Raw genomic sequence first — 15725 nt, forward strand, 5'->3', positions numbered from 1 at the left:
GGGGTCGGACGCGGCCGCCCGGCGGGGAGCCGCACCGGAGCCCGCGACCTGACACCGTGGGTGGGCCCGGGAGCGCGGCGATCGGACACCGGTGGGCGGCCCGGGACGGCACCTGGTGCCACCCTGCCCCCGGGAGCGGGCACACCGACCAGTAGGCTGCGGGTCCACCCGCTTCCCCCCGTCCCCGAGGTTCCGCGCAGTGAGCTCCGCAGCACCCCCCGCACCCGTGACGGTCGTCGGCCTCGGCGCCGACGGCTGGGCCGGGCTCACCGCCGCCGCGCGCTCCGCGCTGGCCACCGCCGAGGTACTGATCGGCGGCCCCCGACAACTGGGCCTGCTGCCGGCCGGGGACTGCCCCGGCGAACGCGTCGCCTGGCCGAGCCCGCTGCGGCCGGCCGTCCCGAAGCTGATGGCCGAGCACGCCGGTCGCCGCATCGCCGTGCTGGCCAGCGGGGACCCCATGTTCTACGGCATCGGCCGCGCCCTCGCGGGGGAACTGGGCCCGCACGCCCTACGGGTCCACCCGCACCCCTCCTCCGTGTCGTACGCCTGCGCCCGCCTGGGCTGGCCGGTGGAGGACACCGAAGTGATCACCGTCGTCGGCCGCCCGGTGGCCCGGATCGCCGCCGCGCTCCACGAGGGGCGACGGGTGCTGGTGCTCAGCGCCGGAGCGGCGTCCCCGGGCGAGATCGCCGCCCTCCTGCGGGAACGGGGCTTCGGGCCCAGCCGGATGCGGGTGCTGGAACAGCTCGGCTCCGAGGACGAGAACGCGTACGAGGGTCGTGCCGACGGCTGGGACCACGCGCCCGGCGACCCCCTGAACGTGGTGGCCGTCGACTGCCGTCGCGACCCCCGGGCGGCCACGCCGCGGCTCGGCGCCACCCCCGGCCTGCCCGACGCCGCCTACGAACACGACGGCCAGCTCACCAAGCGCCACGTCCGTGCCGCCACCCTGTGCGCGCTCGCCCCGGCCCCCGGCGAACTGCTGTGGGACATCGGCGGCGGCTCGGGTTCGATCGGCATCGAGTGGATGCGCACGCACCCCTCCTGCCGCGCCGTGACCGTGGAACGGGTCCCGGAGCGGGCCGAGCGGATCGCCCGCAACGCGGCGGCGCTCGGCGTGCCCGGCCTGCGGGTGGTCACCGGCGCCGCCCCGGCGGCGCTGATCGGACTGCCCACGCCCGACGCGGTGTTCATCGGCGGCGGCCTGACCGCGCCCGGCCTGCTGGACGCGGCCTGGGCGGCGCTGGCGCCCGGCGGCCGGCTGGTGGTCAACACGGTCACCCTGGAGTCGGAAGCCGTACTGACCGAACGCTACCGTCGGCACGGCGGTGAACTGGTGAAGCTGGCCGTCGCGCACGCCGTGCCCGTCGGCGGCTTCACGGGCTGGCGGCAGGCGATGCCCGTCACCCAGTGGACCGTGATCAAGCCGTGGCCCGAGCCCGGATCACCGGAGCCGGCATCCCCCGCACCGGCGACAGAGACGAAGGACCAGACATGACCGTGTACTTCATCGGAGCCGGCCCCGGCGCCGCCGACCTGATCACCGTGCGCGGTGCCCGGACCCTCGCGGCCGCCCCCGTCTGCCTGTACGCGGGCAGCCTGGTCCCGCCGGAACTGCTGGCCGAATGCCCTCCGGGCGCCCGCCTGGTGGACACCTCACGGCTCAACCTCGACGAGATCACCGCCGAGTTCGTCCGCGCCCACGCGGCCGGTCAGGACGTGGCGCGGCTGCACTCCGGCGACCCCTCCGTCTTCTCCGCCGTCGCCGAGCAGATGCGACGCCTGGACGCCGCCGGCATCCCCTACGAGGTCGTGCCCGGCGTACCGGCCTTCGCGGCGGCCGCGGCCGCGCTCAAGCGGGAACTCACCGTCCCGACCGTCGGCCAGACCGTGATCCTGACCCGGATCGCCCAGCAGGCCACACCGATGCCGCCCGGCGAGGACCTGGCCACGCTCGGCCGCAGCGGCGCGCTCCTCGTCCTGCACCTGGCCACCCGCTACGCGGAGCGGGTCGTCGCCGAACTGCTGCCGCACTACGGGGCCGACTGCCCGGCGGCGGTGGTCGCGATGGCCAGCCGCCCCGACGAGTTGATCCTGCGCGGCACGCTGGCCGACATCGCGGACCAGGTGAAGGCGGCGGGCCTGGTGCGTACGGCGGTGATCCTGGTCGGCCGCACCCTGGGCGCCGAGCAGTTCCGCGACAGCCACCTGTACTCCGCCGAACGCGACCGGCATGCCTGCTGAGCCCTCCCCCGTACGGCACGTCCTGATCCTGGGCGGCACGACGGAGGCCCGCCGGCTCGCGGAAGCCCTGCAGCCGGCCCCCTACCGGGTGACGACCTCGCTGGCGGGCCGGGTCGGCGCGCCGGTGCTGCCGCCGGGCGAGACCCGGATCGGCGGCTTCGGCGGCGCCGCCGGGCTGGCCGACTGGATCACCGCGCAGGGCGTGACGCACCTGGTCGACGCCACCCACCCGTTCGCGGAGCGGATGAGCTTCAACGCCGCCGAGGCCGCGGCGCTGACGGGCGCCGCGCTGCTGGCACTGCGCCGGCCCGGCTGGACGGCGGCCCCCGGCGACGCCTGGACCTTCGCGGACTCCCTCCCCGAAGCCGCCGCGCTGCTGCCCGGGTCGGCCCGGCGGATCTTCCTGACGACCGGCCGGATGGGCCTGCGCCACTTCGCGCACCTCACCGAGCCCTGGTTCCTGGTGCGTTCGGTGGACGCCCCGGCGGCGCCGGCTCCCCCGCGCCTGGAAGTGCTCCTGGACCGGGGCCCGTTCCGCCTCGACGGGGAACGCGAACTGCTGGCCCGGCACCGGATCGACGTACTGGTGACCAAGGACAGCGGCGGCGACGCCACGGCGCCCAAGCTGACCGCCGCCCGCGAGGCGGGCATCCCGGTGCTCGTCGTACGCCGACCGCCGGTGCCGACGGGCGTGCCCGAGGCCGCGTCGGTGGAGGCGACCCGGCGGTGGCTGTCGTCCCACCCGGCCTGATCCTCGCCTGCGGCAGGGGTCCCGATACGGCATCCGCATACGCTTCCCGGACACTGTCGGCCGTGCGCGGCAAGGCCGTCGGGCGGCTCGACGGCCCTGATCGTCGCGGGTAGGGCGCGGGCTTTCGGCCTGTCGGCCCTCGTCGCGGGCGGGTACCTCGGTGTCGCGGCGGGGTGTCCCGGCGCCGGGCGGCGGCGCGGGCGCGGCGGGTGGGCGCCCCGGCCGGCTCCCGGAGCGTGAAGGCCCCGGGCGCGGCGACTCGCGGTCGACGCGCCCGGGGCCCGACGGTCTCAGTGCCGGCCGGTCACGGGTAGCGGCGCGGGGTCCAGGTCACGCGGCTGCCGTCGGCCCGCTCCGTGACCTGGGTCTGCGAGGAGCCGATCAGCAGGATCGTCCGCATGTCCACTTCCTCCGGCGCCAGTTCGCCCAGGGTGACGATCCGGACGGACTGCTCCGGGCCGCCCACGTCCCGCGCGACGACCACCGGGGTCCCCGGTGCGCGCAGTTCGAGCAGCAGCTCGCGGGCCTGCGCCACCTGCCAGGTCCGGCTGCGCGAGCCCGGGTTGTACAGGGCGAGCACGAGATCGGCCTGCGCGGCGGACCGCAGCCGCTCCGCGATGACCTCCCACGGCTTGAGCCGGTCGGAGAGGGAGATCGTGGCGTAGTCGTGGCCCAGCGGGGCCCCCGCCGCCGCGGCGGCCGCGTTGGCCGCGGTCACCCCCGGCAGGACCCGTACGGGCACGTCCTTGTACTGCGCCTGACCCGCGACCTCCAGGACGGCGGTGGCCATGGCGAAGACCCCGGGGTCGCCGCCGGAGACCACGACCACCCGCTTGCCGCGCCGGGCGAGGTCGAGGGCGAACTCGGCGCGCTCGGACTCCACCTTGTTGTCGGAGCCGTGCCGGACCTGGCCCGGCTTCACCGGCACCCGGTCCAGGTACGTCGTGTACCCGACGAGCACCTCGGCGTCCGCGAGCGCCCGCCGCGTCTCGGGGGTCAGCCAGAGCGGCCCGGCGGGCCCGGTGCCGACGACCACGACCTCGCCCGGCCCCGACGGCACGCTGCCCGGGTTGCCGACGCGGCTGGGCACGACGGCGACGGCGAAGTACGGGACGCTGTCCGGGTCGGTGTCGGCGAGGACACCGGTCCGCTCCCCCGCCATGGTGGCGCGCTCGACGTAACGCGCCTCGGCGAGCCTGCCGCTGCTCTCCATGGCCCGCCGCACGGCGGGGAAGGTGCGGCCGAGCTTCATCACGACCGCCGAGTCGGTTGCGGCGAGCCTGGCCGTCAACTCCTCCTCGGGCAGGGTGCCGGGCAGGATGGTGAGTACCTCCTCGCCCTCCACCAGCGGGGTGCCCAGGCGCGCGGCGGCGGCGCTCACCGACGTCACCCCGGGGATCACCTCGGCCTCGTAGCGGTCGGCGAGCCGCTTGTGCATGTGCATGTAGGAGCCGTAGAAGAGCGGGTCCCCCTCCGCGAGGACGGCGACCGTCCTGCCGGCGTCGAGGTGCGCGGCGAGGCGGGCCGCGGAGGCCTCGTAGAACTCCTCCATGGCGCCCTGGTAGCCGCCGGGGTGGTCGGTGGTCTCGGTGGTGACCGGGTAGACCAGCGGTTCCTCGACGTGGTCGGCGCGCAGGTGCTTCGCGGCGATCGAGCGGGCGATGGAACGGCCGTGGCGCGCGGAGTGGTACGCGACGACATCGGCCTGCGCGATCACCTCGACCGCGCGCAGGGTCATCAGGGACGGGTCGCCGGGCCCGAGCCCCACCCCGTAGAGCCGGCCCTTGGCGGTGGTGGCGTCGGTCGCCTCGGTGGTGCTCATTCTTCCTCGCTCGCGATCGCGTTGACGGCGGCGGCGGCGATGGCGCTGCCACCGCGCCGGCCGCGCACGATCAGGTGGTCCAGCCCGGAGGGGTGTGCGGCCAGCGCGTCCTTGGACTCGGCGGCGCCGATGAAGCCCACCGGTACGCCGATCACGGCGGCGGGGCGCGGCGCGCCCTCCTCGATCATCTCCAGCAGCCGGAACAGCGCGGTCGGCGCGTTGCCGACGGCGATCACCGAGCCCTCCAACAGTCCCCGGTCGCGCCAGACTTCCAGTGCGGCGGCGCTGCGGGTGGTGCCCATCTTCGCGGCGAGCGCCGGGACGGCCGGGTCGGAGAGGGTGCAGACGACCTCGTTGCCGGCGGGCAGCCGCTTGCGGGTGACCCCGCTCGCCACCATCTGTACGTCACACAGGATCGGGGCGCCGGCGTTCAGGGCCGCCCGGGCCCGCAGCACGACGTCGGGCGTGTAGCCCAGGTCCTGGGGCAGGTCGGTCATCCCGCAGGCGTGGATCATGCGCACCGCGACCTGGGCGACCGAGGCGGGCAGCCCGGAGAGGTCCGCCTCGGCGCGGATCGTGGCAAAGGACTGGCGGTAGATGGCCGCGCCGTCCTTCTCGTACTCGAACACTGTGTACTCGCTCATTTCTTCGCTGCGTCGTGGGAGGTGGTGCGGCGTGCGTCCCTGAGGGCCGCGGCAAGGTCGGAGGGGTGTACGCCCTGGTGCGGGGCGCGGCCGGGGGCGCGGAGGTCGTACCCGTCGGGCGTCGCGAGCACGTCCACCCAGGCGGTGCCGCGCGGGTGCCCGCAGCGTCGTTCGCATCCCGACCAGTGAACGGGCAGCGGCCCCGGCGCCCGCGCGGTGACCTCCCGCGCGTCGGCGCGCACGTCGCGGTGCGAGCGGGCGCATCCCGGTTGCCCCGTACAGGCGGTGACGGACCGTCGGGGGTCGGCGGGGGCGGTGACCAGTCCGGCGTCGGCGAGGGCGGCGAGGGCGTCCCCCGCGGCGGGGGCGGTCAGTCCGGGGACGACGATCCCGCGCCAGGGCGTCAGGCGCAACCGCCCCGTGAGGCCGGCCAGGAGGTTCCACTGGGCGGTGGTGAGGCGGCCCAATGGCGCGAGCACGCAGAGCGCGACGCTCTGCCCGGGCCCTTCGACCAGGCCGGGTTCCGGCGCGGGGCCGGGGGGCGTGTCGGCCGAGGACGCGTCGGCGGCGGGGGAGATCGAGGTCCCGGGGATCGCGGTCGCGGGGATCGAGGCGTCGGTCAGCCGGTCCGCCAACTCGCTCACATCGAGGGCGTGTTCGGGGGGCAGTTCGGCAACCCGCCAGGACCGCGTACCGGCTTCCCGCGCGGCGTCGAGGAAGTACCGGGCGGCGACGAGGGCGGCCCGGGGCGCGTCGGCGGCGGCCAGGAGCAGACCGCCCCGGGCCCCGGCCGTCGTCAGCAGCGCGTGCTCCGGGCCCCGTGCGAGCAGGGTCACGTCCGCGTCGAGGCGACTCACGTCACAGCGCCCGTCGTCGAGGGCGAACAGGAACCGCCCGGACAGGGCGGCCGCCTCCTCGCTCGCGCAGAGCAGCCGGTCGAGTTCGGTGACCCAGGGCGCCACGTCGGGCAGCCCGCCCCGGTCGAGGCCGGTCAGCGGGGAGGCGACGACGTTGCGTACCCGCTCGTGGGAGGGGGCGGGCAGGAGCCCCGCGTCGGCCAGGACGCGGGCCAGTTCGCCACCGCAGGCCTCCCCGAGCCCGCGCAACTGGGCGTTGCCCCGCGAGGTGAGGTCGATGTGGCCGTCGCCGAGCCGGTCCGCCGCGTCGGCGAGCATCCGTGCCGCGTGCGCCCCGAGCATCCCGCCGGGTATCCGCACCCGGGCGAGGTAGCCGTCGTCCGCCCGGTGCAACCGCAGTGCGCCCGGGCAGGCGTCACCTCGGTCCCGTATGACGGGTTCGTCCCGCGATGCGGCGGAAGGGGGCTGGGGCATGGCCGCGAGCATACCCACGATTCTGCGCCCGCCCGCTGTGTCGATCACCACCACTACCGGCCACATCCGGCCCGGCCACCCCCGCCCTCACCCACCGGCCCCACCACCCGATCCGGCCCGGCCGCACGATCCGCCCCGCCGACGTGCGAGGCGCGGGGGCCCGGCGGCGGATGCCCCGCAACGCCCCGCACCCACCCGCCGCGAATACCCCGGCACCCACCCCCGCCCCCGGCCACCTAAGATGACCACCGGCGGGCCACACGGCCCGTCATCGCCGAGGACGGCGACATGGGAGGAAGCCCGGTGCGATTCCGGCGCGGTCCCGCCACTGTGAACCCCGCGGAGCGATCGGCCGGGTGAGTCAGGAACTCCCGCTGTCCTCACTGCCCGGGGCGCGGAAACCCCGAGGAAGGCCTGCCGCCGCATGATCCTGTTGCTGTCGACGTCCGACACCGATCTGCTCAGCGCCCGCGCCGCCGCGGACGGCCCCGTGCCGTACCGGTTCGCGAACCCCTCCCGCCTTCCCCTGGACGATCTGCCCGCCCTCCTCGACGGGGTCGATCTGGTCGTCGTACGCCTCCTCGGCGGTCTGCGCGCCTGGCAGGACGGCCTCGACCTCCTCCTGGCCCCCGACCAGCACCGCCCGGTCGTGGTGCTGACCGGCGAACAGGCCCCCGACGCCCAGCTGATGGAGGCCTCGACCGTCCCCATCGGCATCGCCGCCGAAGCGCACGGCTACCTCGCCCACGGCGGCCCCGCCAACCTGGACCAGCTGGCCCGCTTCCTCTCCGACACCGTGCTGCTGACCGGCCACGGTTTCGAACCCCCGGCCGCCGCACCCACCTGGGGCCCGCTGGAACGCACCCCGGCCCGTACCACCGGTCCCCGGATCGCCGTGCTGTACTACCGCGCGCACCAGATGAGCGGCAACACCGCTTTCGTGCACGCCCTGTGCGAGGCCATCGAGGCCCAGGGCGCTCAGGCGGCGCCGCTGTACGTGTCCTCCCTGCGCACGCCGGAGCCGGAGCTGCTCTGCGAGCTGGAGTCGGCGGACGCCATCGTCACCACCGTCCTCGCGGCCGGCGGCACCAAGCCCGCGACCGCCTCGGCGGGCGGCGACGACGAGTCCTGGGACGCCGGCGCGCTGGCGGCGCTCGGCGTGCCGATCCTCCAGGCCCTGTGCCTGACCGGCTCCCGCAGCGCGTGGGAGGAGAATGACGAGGGCCTGTCCCCGCTGGACGCCGCCACCCAGGTCGCCGTCCCGGAGTTCGACGGCCGCCTGATCACGGTCCCGTTCTCCTTCAAGGAACTCGACGAGGACGGCCTGCCCGCCTACGTCGCCGACCCCGAGCGGGCCGCCCGCGTCGCCGGCATCGCCGTGCGCCACGCCCGGCTGCGCCACATCGAACGCCGCGACAAGAAGATCGCGCTGGTGCTCTCCGCGTACCCGACCAAGCACTCCCGCATCGGCAACGCGGTCGGCCTGGACACCCCGGCCAGCGCCGTGGAGCTGCTGCGCACCCTCGTCGCCGGCGGCTACGACTTCGGTCCCGCCGACGAGATCCCGGGCCTGGTCTCGGGCGACGGCGACGAGTTGATCCGCGCCCTGATCGAGGCCGGCGGCCACGACCAGGACTGGCTCACCGAGGAGCAGCTGGCCCGCAACCCCGTCCGCATCGCCGCCGCCGACTACAAGCGCTGGTTCGCCGAACTCCCGGCCGAGCTGCGCGAAAGCGTCGAGGAGCACTGGGGCGAGGCGCCCGGCAACATGTTCGTGGACCGCTCCGCGAACCCGGAGGGCGACATCGTCCTCGCGGCGCTGCGCCGCGGGAACCTCCTGATCCTCATCCAGCCGCCGCGCGGCTTCGGCGAGAACCCGATCGCGATCTACCACGACCCGGACCTGCCGCCGTCGCACCACTACCTGGCCGCGTACCGCTGGATCCAGGCGCGCGCGGAGGACGGCGGGTTCGGCGCGGACGCGATGATCCACCTGGGCAAGCACGGCAACCTGGAGTGGCTGCCCGGCAAGAACGCCGGCCTCTCCGCCTCCTGCGCCCCGGACGCCGCCCTGGGCGACCTCCCCCTGATCTACCCCTTCCTCGTCAACGACCCGGGCGAGGGCACGCAGGCCAAGCGCCGCGTGCACGCCACGCTGGTCGACCACCTGGTGCCGCCGATGGCGCGCGCGGAGTCGTACGGCGACATCGCCCGCCTCGAACAGCACTTGGACGAGTACGCGCAGATCAGTGCCATGGACCCGGCGAAGCTGCCCGCCATCCGCGCGCAGATCTGGACGCTGATCCAGGCGGCGAGGCTCGACCACGACCTGGGTCTCGAAGAGCGCCCGGACGACGACGGCTTCGACGACTTCCTCCTGCACGTCGACGGCTGGCTGTGCGAGGTCAAGGACGCCCAGATCCGCGACGGCCTCCACGTCCTGGGCGGCGCCCCGACCGGTGAGGCCCGCGTCAACCTGGTCCTGGCGATCCTGCGCGCCCGCCAGATCTGGGGCGGTACGACGGCCCTGCCGGGCTTGCGCGAGGCGCTCGGCCTGGACGAGTCCGCGGCGACCCGCACCTCGGCGGACGCGGTGGAGGAGACGGCCCGCGCCCTGGTGCAGGCGATGGAGGACGCGAACTGGGACCCCTCGGCAGTGGCTTCGGTCGCCTCCGAGCACCCGGCGTCCGTGGCGGACGTGCTGTCCTTCGCGGCCCGTGAGGTCGTCCCCCGCCTGGCCGGCACGACGGACGAGATCGCCCACGTCGTGGCCGCCCTCGACGGCCGCTTCATCCCGGCGGGCCCCTCCGGCTCCCCGCTCCGCGGCCTGGTCAACGTCCTTCCCACCGGCCGCAACTTCTACTCCGTGGACCCGAAGGCGGTACCCTCCCGCCTCGCGTGGGAGACCGGCCAGGCCCTGGCCGACTCGCTCCTGACCCGCTACCGCACGGACAACGGCGAGTGGCCCGCCTCCGTGGGCCTGTCCCTGTGGGGTACGAGCGCGATGCGCACCTCGGGCGACGACGTGGCGGAGGCCCTCGCGCTGCTGGGCATCCGCCCGGTCTGGGACGAGGCGTCCCGCCGTGTCACGGGCATCGAACCGATCCCGCTCGCCGAACTGGGCCGTCCCCGCATCGACGTCACCCTGCGCATCTCGGGCTTCTTCCGCGACGCGTTCCCGCACGTGATCGGCCTGCTGGACGACGCGGTACGGCTGGCGGCGAGCCTGGACGAACCGGCCGACCAGAACCACATCCGGGCCCACGCCCAGGCCGACCTCGCCGTCCACGGCGACGAACGCAAGGCCACCACCCGTATCTTCGGCTCGCGCCCGGGCACCTACGGCGCCGGCATCCTCCAGCTGATCGACTCCCGCGACTGGCGCACCGACGCCGACCTCGCGGAGGTCTACACGGTCTGGGGCGGCTACGCGTACGGCCGCGGCCTGGAGGGCCGCCCGGCCCGCACCGAGATGGAGACGGCCTACAAGCGGATCACCGTCGCCGCGAAGAACACCGACACCCGCGAGCACGACATCGCGGACTCCGACGACTACTTCCAGTACCACGGCGGCATGGTCGCAACGGTCCGCGCCCTGCGCGGCACGGCCCCCGAGGCGTACATCGGCGACTCCACCCGCCCGGAAACGGTCAAGACCCGCACCCTGGTCGAAGAGACCTCGCGCGTCTTCCGCGCCCGCGTCGTGAACCCCAAGTGGATCGAGGCGATGCGCCGCCACGGCTACAAGGGCGCCTTCGAACTGGCGGCCACGGTGGACTACCTCTTCGGCTACGACGCCACCACCGGCGTGATCGCCGACTGGATGTACGACAAGCTCACGGAAACCTACGTCCTGGACCCGGAGAACCGCGCCTTCCTCGAACAGGCCAACCCCTGGGCCCTTCACGGCATCGCGGAACGCCTGCTGGAGGCCGAATCCCGCGGCATGTGGGAAAAGCCGGACCCCCGGATCCTCGAATCCCTCCGCCAGGTCTACCTGGACACTGAAGGCAACCTGGAATCCGAGTCCGAATAACCGCACCGCCCAAGGCCGTCTCCCCCGACCCGGGGAGGCGGCCTTCGGCGCGCCCGGGGTGCCCCCATCGCACGTGCGGCTCCCGCGCGCCGGGGAACGGCGACTTCGTCACCTGATGCGGTGAACTGCCCCTTGGGGCGACGCGGGGCTGGGTAGGGCAGTGCTGATCTCGTGCGGGGAGCCGGTCACACGGGTCCCCCCGCCATCGGACGAAAGGCCCTACCCGCCGTGACACAGCCGTTTCGACTGCCGGATTTCTACGTGCCCTATCCGGCGCGACTGAACCCGCACCTGGAGTCCGCGAGAGCCCACACCAAGCGGTGGGCCCGCGACTTCGGGATGCTGGAGGGGTCCGGCGTCTGGGAGGAGAAGGACCTCGACTCGCACGACTACGCGCTCCTGTGCTCCTACACCCACCCGGACTGCGACAGCGACGCGTTGAGTCTGGTCACCGACTGGTACGTGTGGGTCTTCTTCTTCGACGACCACTTCCTGGAGCTGTACAAGCGCTCGCAGGACCGGGCGGGTGCCAAGGCGTACCTCGACGGTCTGGCCGCCTTCATGCCCATGGACCTGGCCGACGGGTTCCCCGAGCCGTCGAACCCGGTCGAGGCGGGGCTGCGGGACCTGTGGCTGCGCACCGTGCCCGCGATGTCGATGGACTGGCGGGAACGATTCTCCGAGTCGACGAAGAATCTCCTCGACGAGTCGATGTGGGAACTGGCCAACATCGACATCGGCCGTGTGGCGAACCCGCTCGAATACATCGAGATGCGCCGCAAGGTGGGCGGCGCCCCCTGGTCGGCCGGTCTGGTCGAGTACGTGTCCGCGGAGGTTCCCGCCCGGGTCGCGCGCTCGCGGGCGCTCGGCGTCCTGCGGGACGCCTTCTCCGACGCCGTGCACATCAGGAACGACATCTTCTCCTACGAGCGCGAGGTCGGTGACGAGGGGGAACTGTCCAACGCCATCCTCGTGTTGGAGACCTTCCTCGGTTGCGGCACGCAGGAGGCCGCCGAATCCGCCAACGACCTCCTCACCTCCCGTCTCCAGCAGTTCGAGCAGACGGCGCTCGGTGAACTCCCCCAACTCTTCGCCGACCACGCCCTGGACCCCGCCGAGATCGCGGCCGTGCTCGCCTACACCAAGGGCCTCCAGGACTGGCAGTCCGGCGGTCACGAGTGGCACATGGTCTCCGGCCGCTACATGAACAAGGAGGCCCGGGCCACCGCGCCGGTCACCCTGCCGTTCCTGCCCAGCGGCCTCGGCGCCACCGCCCTCGACGTGCGCTCGATCCTGGAACCCCGGGCGATGGAGCTGCGCCGGCGCAGCTTCACCCACGTCCCGTTCGAACCCACCGGCCCCTCCGTCATCCCCGACATCCACATGCCGCACCGGCTCGGCCTCAGCCCCCACCTCGCGTACGCCCGGGAGGAGTCCGTGGCCTGGGCGCGGCGCACGGGCCTGCTGGACCCCCAGCCCGGCGACCCGGGATCGGCCATCTGGACCGAGGAGAAGCTGCGCGGCTACGACTTCGCCCTCTGCTCGGCCGGCATCGACCCCGACGCGACGCCCGAATCGCTGGCGCTGAACGCCTCGTGGCTGACCTGGGGCACCTACGCCGACGACTACTACCCGCTGGTGTTCGCACAGGGCAAGAACCTCGCCGCCGCCAAGGCCACCACCGCCCGCCTCGTCTCCATGCTCCCGGTCGACCACGCCGGGCAGCCCGAGCCGGTCACCGCCATGGAGCGCGGCCTGGCCGACCTGTGGGTGCGAACCAGCGCCGGCATGTCCCCCGGGCAGCGCACCGAGTTCCGCGCCACCGTCGTGGAAATGCTGGAGAGCTGGCTGTGGGAGGTGGACAACCAGATCCAAAACCGCATCCCGGACCCGGTGGACTACGCCGAGATGCGTCGCCTCACCTTCGGCTCGCGCCTCACCATGTACCTGTGCCGCCTCGGGCACCAGGGCCGGGGCATCCCCGGCGAGATCTACTCCTCGGGCACCATCCGGTCGTTGGAGAACGCCGTCGCCGACGCCGCGTGCCTGATCAACGACATCTTCTCGTACCAGAAGGAAGTGGAGTTCGAGGGCGAGATCCACAACTATATTCTGGTCACCAGGAACTTCTTCGACATCGGTTATCCGGAGGCGCTGCACATCTGCCACGGCCTGATGACCCGGCGCACGGAGGAGTTCGAGCACATCGTCGCCCACCAACTGCCGCTGCTCTACGACGACTGGAAGCTGAGCCGGGAGGCCCGGGCCGCCCTGGACGGCTATGTCGACGAACTCAAGGACTGGCACGCGGGCATCTTGAACTGGCACCGGAAGGTCCGTCGTTATCGGCCGGAGGACCTGCGGCGACTGCCGGACGGACTGTCCACCAGGGTGTGGGACTCCGCCTTCGGCATGTCCGCGGCACGGATCTCCCTGCCCGCCTGACCCCCGCGGCGCGGGGGCGGTCCGCTCGCCCGCCCCCGCCCCGGGCCCTCAGAACTCGTCGGCCGTGTGCGGCAGCAGCGGTGTGCGCAGCGCCGCGTCGAGGGCCGCCGCGGCGCCCGCGGTGTGTTCCCGTACCAGCCCGGCGGCGACCAGCTCGGTGAGCCGGGTGCCGCCCAAGTAGGCCGCGGCCAGTTCCCGGACGTCCAGGGTCAGATCGGGGTCGGCCCGGGCCCGTTCGTACGTGGCCCCTTGCGGGGCCGCCTTGAGCCGGAACCGTCCGGCGTTCGACGGCAGGAGCATGTCGGCGACCTCCAGCACCACTTCCACCGGCGCCTCCCACGCCCGGGCGGTCAGCGCGGCCCGTACGTCGACCAGGCGCAGCCACAGAGCGGGGAACAGCGCGGTCACCCGTACCTGGTCCCGGTCGGCGGCGAAGGACAGCAGCGGGTCGTCCGGCGGGCGGCCCCAGGCCCGCACCGTGCCGGTCAGGTCGAGGGAGGCGACGCACTGCCAGAGGGCGGCGGCGACCTGCGGGGTGTCGGCCTCCAGTTCGTCCACGCGCACCACGCCCGGGGTGCGGAGCGGGCCGGCGGCCCCTTCCGGCTTCGTGCGGTAGAGGACGTACCCGGCGACCGGTCGGCCGGGGGCGCCCGAGGCGATGATCCTCGGCGGGCTGAACTCCTCGTCCACCTCGTCCTCCTCGCAGAGCCGGCCGTCCATCCAGCGCTCCGGGTCGCGGCTGGGGCGGCCGGCCCGGGTCCCGCGCGCGGCCTCGTGGTACGGCCCGATCACCGCGGGCGCCTGCGCCGGGTCGATCAGCCGCAGCGGGCGCCGGTCCGGTTCGACGCGCAGGGCGAGCGGGCGCGTCGAGTCGATCTCGACGGTGACGCCCTGCGTGGCGCTGCCGAAGCCGAACCGGCCGTAAATGGCGGCTTCCGAGGCCCAGAGCGCCGCGATCGGGGCGCCTTCGGCGGCGGTCCGGGACAGTTGCTCGCGCATGAGCGCGCTGAGCACGCCCCGGCGGCGGTGGGTGGGGGCGACGGCGACGAAGGTGAGGCCGGGGCAGGGCAGGTCCGCCCCGGGCACCGAGAGCCGGAAGTCGTGCGCGGCCATGAAGCCGACGAGCGCGTCGCCGTCGTAGGCGCCGATGCGGCCGCACCGGGTCAGCAGCGTGTGGTGGCGCTCGCGCACCTCCTTTCCCGGACGGTCGTGGAAGGCGAGATACGCGAGCTCCAGCGCGCGGTCGATGTCGGCCTCGGGTACCGCGTGGATGTCCACCATGATCCGGAGACTATTCGGTCATCGGGGACCGCTCACCCCATAAGGGCCGGATTCGCCAACCTGGCCAGTTCCAGTGCCTGCTCGGGGAACCAGACGCCGGCCGGCGGGTCCTGGACGCCGCGCTCGGGGTCGCGCGGCCCCGCCGTACCGCGCAGACAGGCGCCGTCGGACTCCCCCGGGATCTTGATCCACAGCTTGGCGTCGTGCAGCCGGTCGCCGGTGACGGTCGTGGGGCGGGCCCCCAGGCCCCGGCCGGGCGGGTTGCACCAGTCCTGCGGGTCCCGGTACTTCCCGGCGGGCGGGCTCCACACGCCGCGGCCGTTGCGGCTGCTGTCGGTGACGTAGTGCTTCATCCGGGCGCGGTCGGCGTCGGTCAGCCGGGTGGCGAGCCACTGTTCGGCCTCGCGGCGCGGGCGCCGCTGGTCGGGGCAGTCGGCGGTGTTCCCGCCCTTGTCGGCGTAGGCGAGGCAGGCGGAGACGAGGGTGGCGAACCAGGAGTTCGCCGCGTCGGGGTGGTAGTTGGAGACGTTGACGGCGAAACCGGTGGCGCGGTCGATCCCGGCGTCGCGCAGCCGGGGCACGATGCTGTCGACGGTGTGCCAGCCGGCGTGTCCGGTGTCCAGGTAGACGTCTGCCCCGGGCCGCGCCTCCAAGGTGGCCACGGCGTACCGGATCTCGGCGTAGCGGGCGTCGGTGCGTGCCCGGGCGAGGTCGCCGCCGAACTCCCCGGGACTGCCCGCGGCGGCTCCCGCCGCCGCGCACTCGTGGGGCAGCAGCGCGAGCGAGTCGGGTTCCAGGACGATCACGGCGCGGTGGTCGCCGATGCCGCGGGCGACGGCGTCGATCCAGGCGCGGTAGGCGGCGCTGCCGTCCGCCCCGCCGGCGGAGTACTGGGAGCAGTCGCGGCCCGGCACGTTGTACAGCGCGAAGACGGGCAGCGTGCCCCGTCGGGCGGCGGTGCGCGCGGTCTCCCGCGCCTCGGCCTCGGCCCGCGCCGGGGCCTGGTCCCCGAGCCAGACGGCGTGCGGGGTGGTGGCCATCGCGGTGAGGGCCTCGGCCTCCGCCCTGCGCCCGGCGGCGGCCAGCTCACGGGCCTGCGCGGCGGCGGCCGGGTTGGCCGCGGGCACGAACAGCGCCCGCTCGGCGGCGGGTGCCCCGGCCGCCGGCG

General features: G+C 74.3%; 10 protein-coding genes and 1 riboswitch. Of the genes, 5 read left to right on the top strand and 5 right to left on the bottom strand.

All coding sequences use genetic code 11. The features are described 5' to 3' along the window. Positions 1-199 precede the first annotated feature (199 nt). Genes cbiE through E6R62_RS34070 form a run of 3 tightly spaced genes read left to right on the top strand, consistent with a single transcriptional unit; the run spans position 200 to position 2998 of the window. Positions 200-1501 (top strand): precorrin-6y C5,15-methyltransferase (decarboxylating) subunit CbiE, encoded by a 1302-nt coding sequence (gene cbiE / locus E6R62_RS34060; RefSeq protein WP_136217352.1) that lies wholly within the window; start codon positions 200-202, stop codon positions 1499-1501. Further along, positions 1498-2247, top strand: a complete 750-nt coding sequence (gene cobM / locus E6R62_RS34065) for a precorrin-4 C(11)-methyltransferase (protein ID WP_136217353.1) — start codon at positions 1498-1500, stop codon at positions 2245-2247. Before cbiE ends, cobM begins: the two co-directional genes overlap by 4 nt. Then, a complete protein-coding gene (locus E6R62_RS34070; RefSeq protein WP_136217354.1) occupies positions 2237-2998 on the top strand; it encodes a cobalt-precorrin-6A reductase in 762 nt (253 codons plus the stop codon). Before cobM ends, E6R62_RS34070 begins: the two co-directional genes overlap by 11 nt. A 304-nt stretch (positions 2999-3302) precedes the next feature. Here E6R62_RS34070 and E6R62_RS34075 read toward each other — a convergent pair whose 3' ends face one another. Genes E6R62_RS34075 through cobG form a run of 3 tightly spaced genes read right to left on the bottom strand, consistent with a single transcriptional unit; the run spans position 3303 to position 6795 of the window. Beyond that, entirely contained in the window at positions 3303-4820 is a 1518-nt protein-coding gene (locus E6R62_RS34075) for a precorrin-2 C(20)-methyltransferase (RefSeq protein ID WP_136217355.1), read from the bottom strand. Continuing rightward, the gene (locus E6R62_RS34080; protein WP_136217356.1) at positions 4817-5464 is read right to left on the bottom strand and encodes a precorrin-8X methylmutase; all 648 of its coding nucleotides are present in this window, start codon (positions 5462-5464) and stop codon (positions 4817-4819) included. The genes E6R62_RS34075 and E6R62_RS34080 overlap by 4 nt, the downstream gene beginning before the upstream one ends. After that, positions 5461-6795: a precorrin-3B synthase gene (gene cobG, locus E6R62_RS34085; RefSeq protein WP_240802057.1), complete on the bottom strand. Its 1335-nt coding sequence runs from the start codon at positions 6793-6795 to the stop codon at positions 5461-5463. The genes E6R62_RS34080 and cobG overlap by 4 nt, the downstream gene beginning before the upstream one ends. Before the next feature lie 234 nt (positions 6796-7029). Further along, a riboswitch (cobalamin riboswitch) is annotated at positions 7030-7187 on the top strand. A gap of 32 nt (positions 7188-7219) precedes the next feature. On the opposite strand from cobG, the gene cobN reads away from it, so the two are divergent. Both cobN and E6R62_RS34095 read left to right on the top strand, forming a co-directional pair. Continuing rightward, positions 7220-10831 (top strand): cobaltochelatase subunit CobN, encoded by a 3612-nt coding sequence (gene cobN, locus E6R62_RS34090; protein ID WP_136217358.1) that lies wholly within the window; start codon positions 7220-7222, stop codon positions 10829-10831. A gap of 228 nt (positions 10832-11059) precedes the next feature. Then, entirely contained in the window at positions 11060-13276 is a 2217-nt protein-coding gene (locus tag E6R62_RS34095; RefSeq protein ID WP_136217359.1) for a germacradienol/geosmin synthase, read from the top strand. Between the two features lie 48 nt (positions 13277-13324). On the opposite strand, the gene E6R62_RS34100 is transcribed toward E6R62_RS34095, so the two are convergent. Further along, positions 13325-14557, bottom strand: coding sequence for a GNAT family N-acetyltransferase (locus E6R62_RS34100; protein WP_136217360.1), 1233 nt, complete (start codon positions 14555-14557; stop codon positions 13325-13327). Between the two features lie 32 nt (positions 14558-14589). Further along, positions 14590-15725: glycoside hydrolase family 6 protein (locus E6R62_RS34105; protein ID WP_136217361.1), on the bottom strand; the 1136-nt coding region annotated here is incomplete at its 5' end.

Origin of the sequence: Streptomyces sp. A1136, assembly GCF_004795055.1 — a bacterium.
GTDB lineage: Bacteria > Actinomycetota > Actinomycetes > Streptomycetales > Streptomycetaceae > Streptomyces.

Coding starts and splice junctions, on each gene's coding strand:
- cobM (WP_136217353.1), top strand. CDS start 1,498: ATGACCGTGTACTTCATCGGAGCCGGCCCCGGCGCCGCCGACCTGATC.
- E6R62_RS34080 (WP_136217356.1), bottom strand. CDS start 5,464: ATGAGCGAGTACACAGTGTTCGAGTACGAGAAGGACGGCGCGGCCATC.
- E6R62_RS34070 (WP_136217354.1), top strand. CDS start 2,237: ATGCCTGCTGAGCCCTCCCCCGTACGGCACGTCCTGATCCTGGGCGGC.
- cobG (WP_240802057.1), bottom strand. CDS start 6,795: ATGCCCCAGCCCCCTTCCGCCGCATCGCGGGACGAACCCGTCATACGG.
- E6R62_RS34075 (WP_136217355.1), bottom strand. CDS start 4,820: ATGAGCACCACCGAGGCGACCGACGCCACCACCGCCAAGGGCCGGCTC.
- E6R62_RS34100 (WP_136217360.1), bottom strand. CDS start 14,557: ATGGTGGACATCCACGCGGTACCCGAGGCCGACATCGACCGCGCGCTG.
- cobN (WP_136217358.1), top strand. CDS start 7,220: ATGATCCTGTTGCTGTCGACGTCCGACACCGATCTGCTCAGCGCCCGC.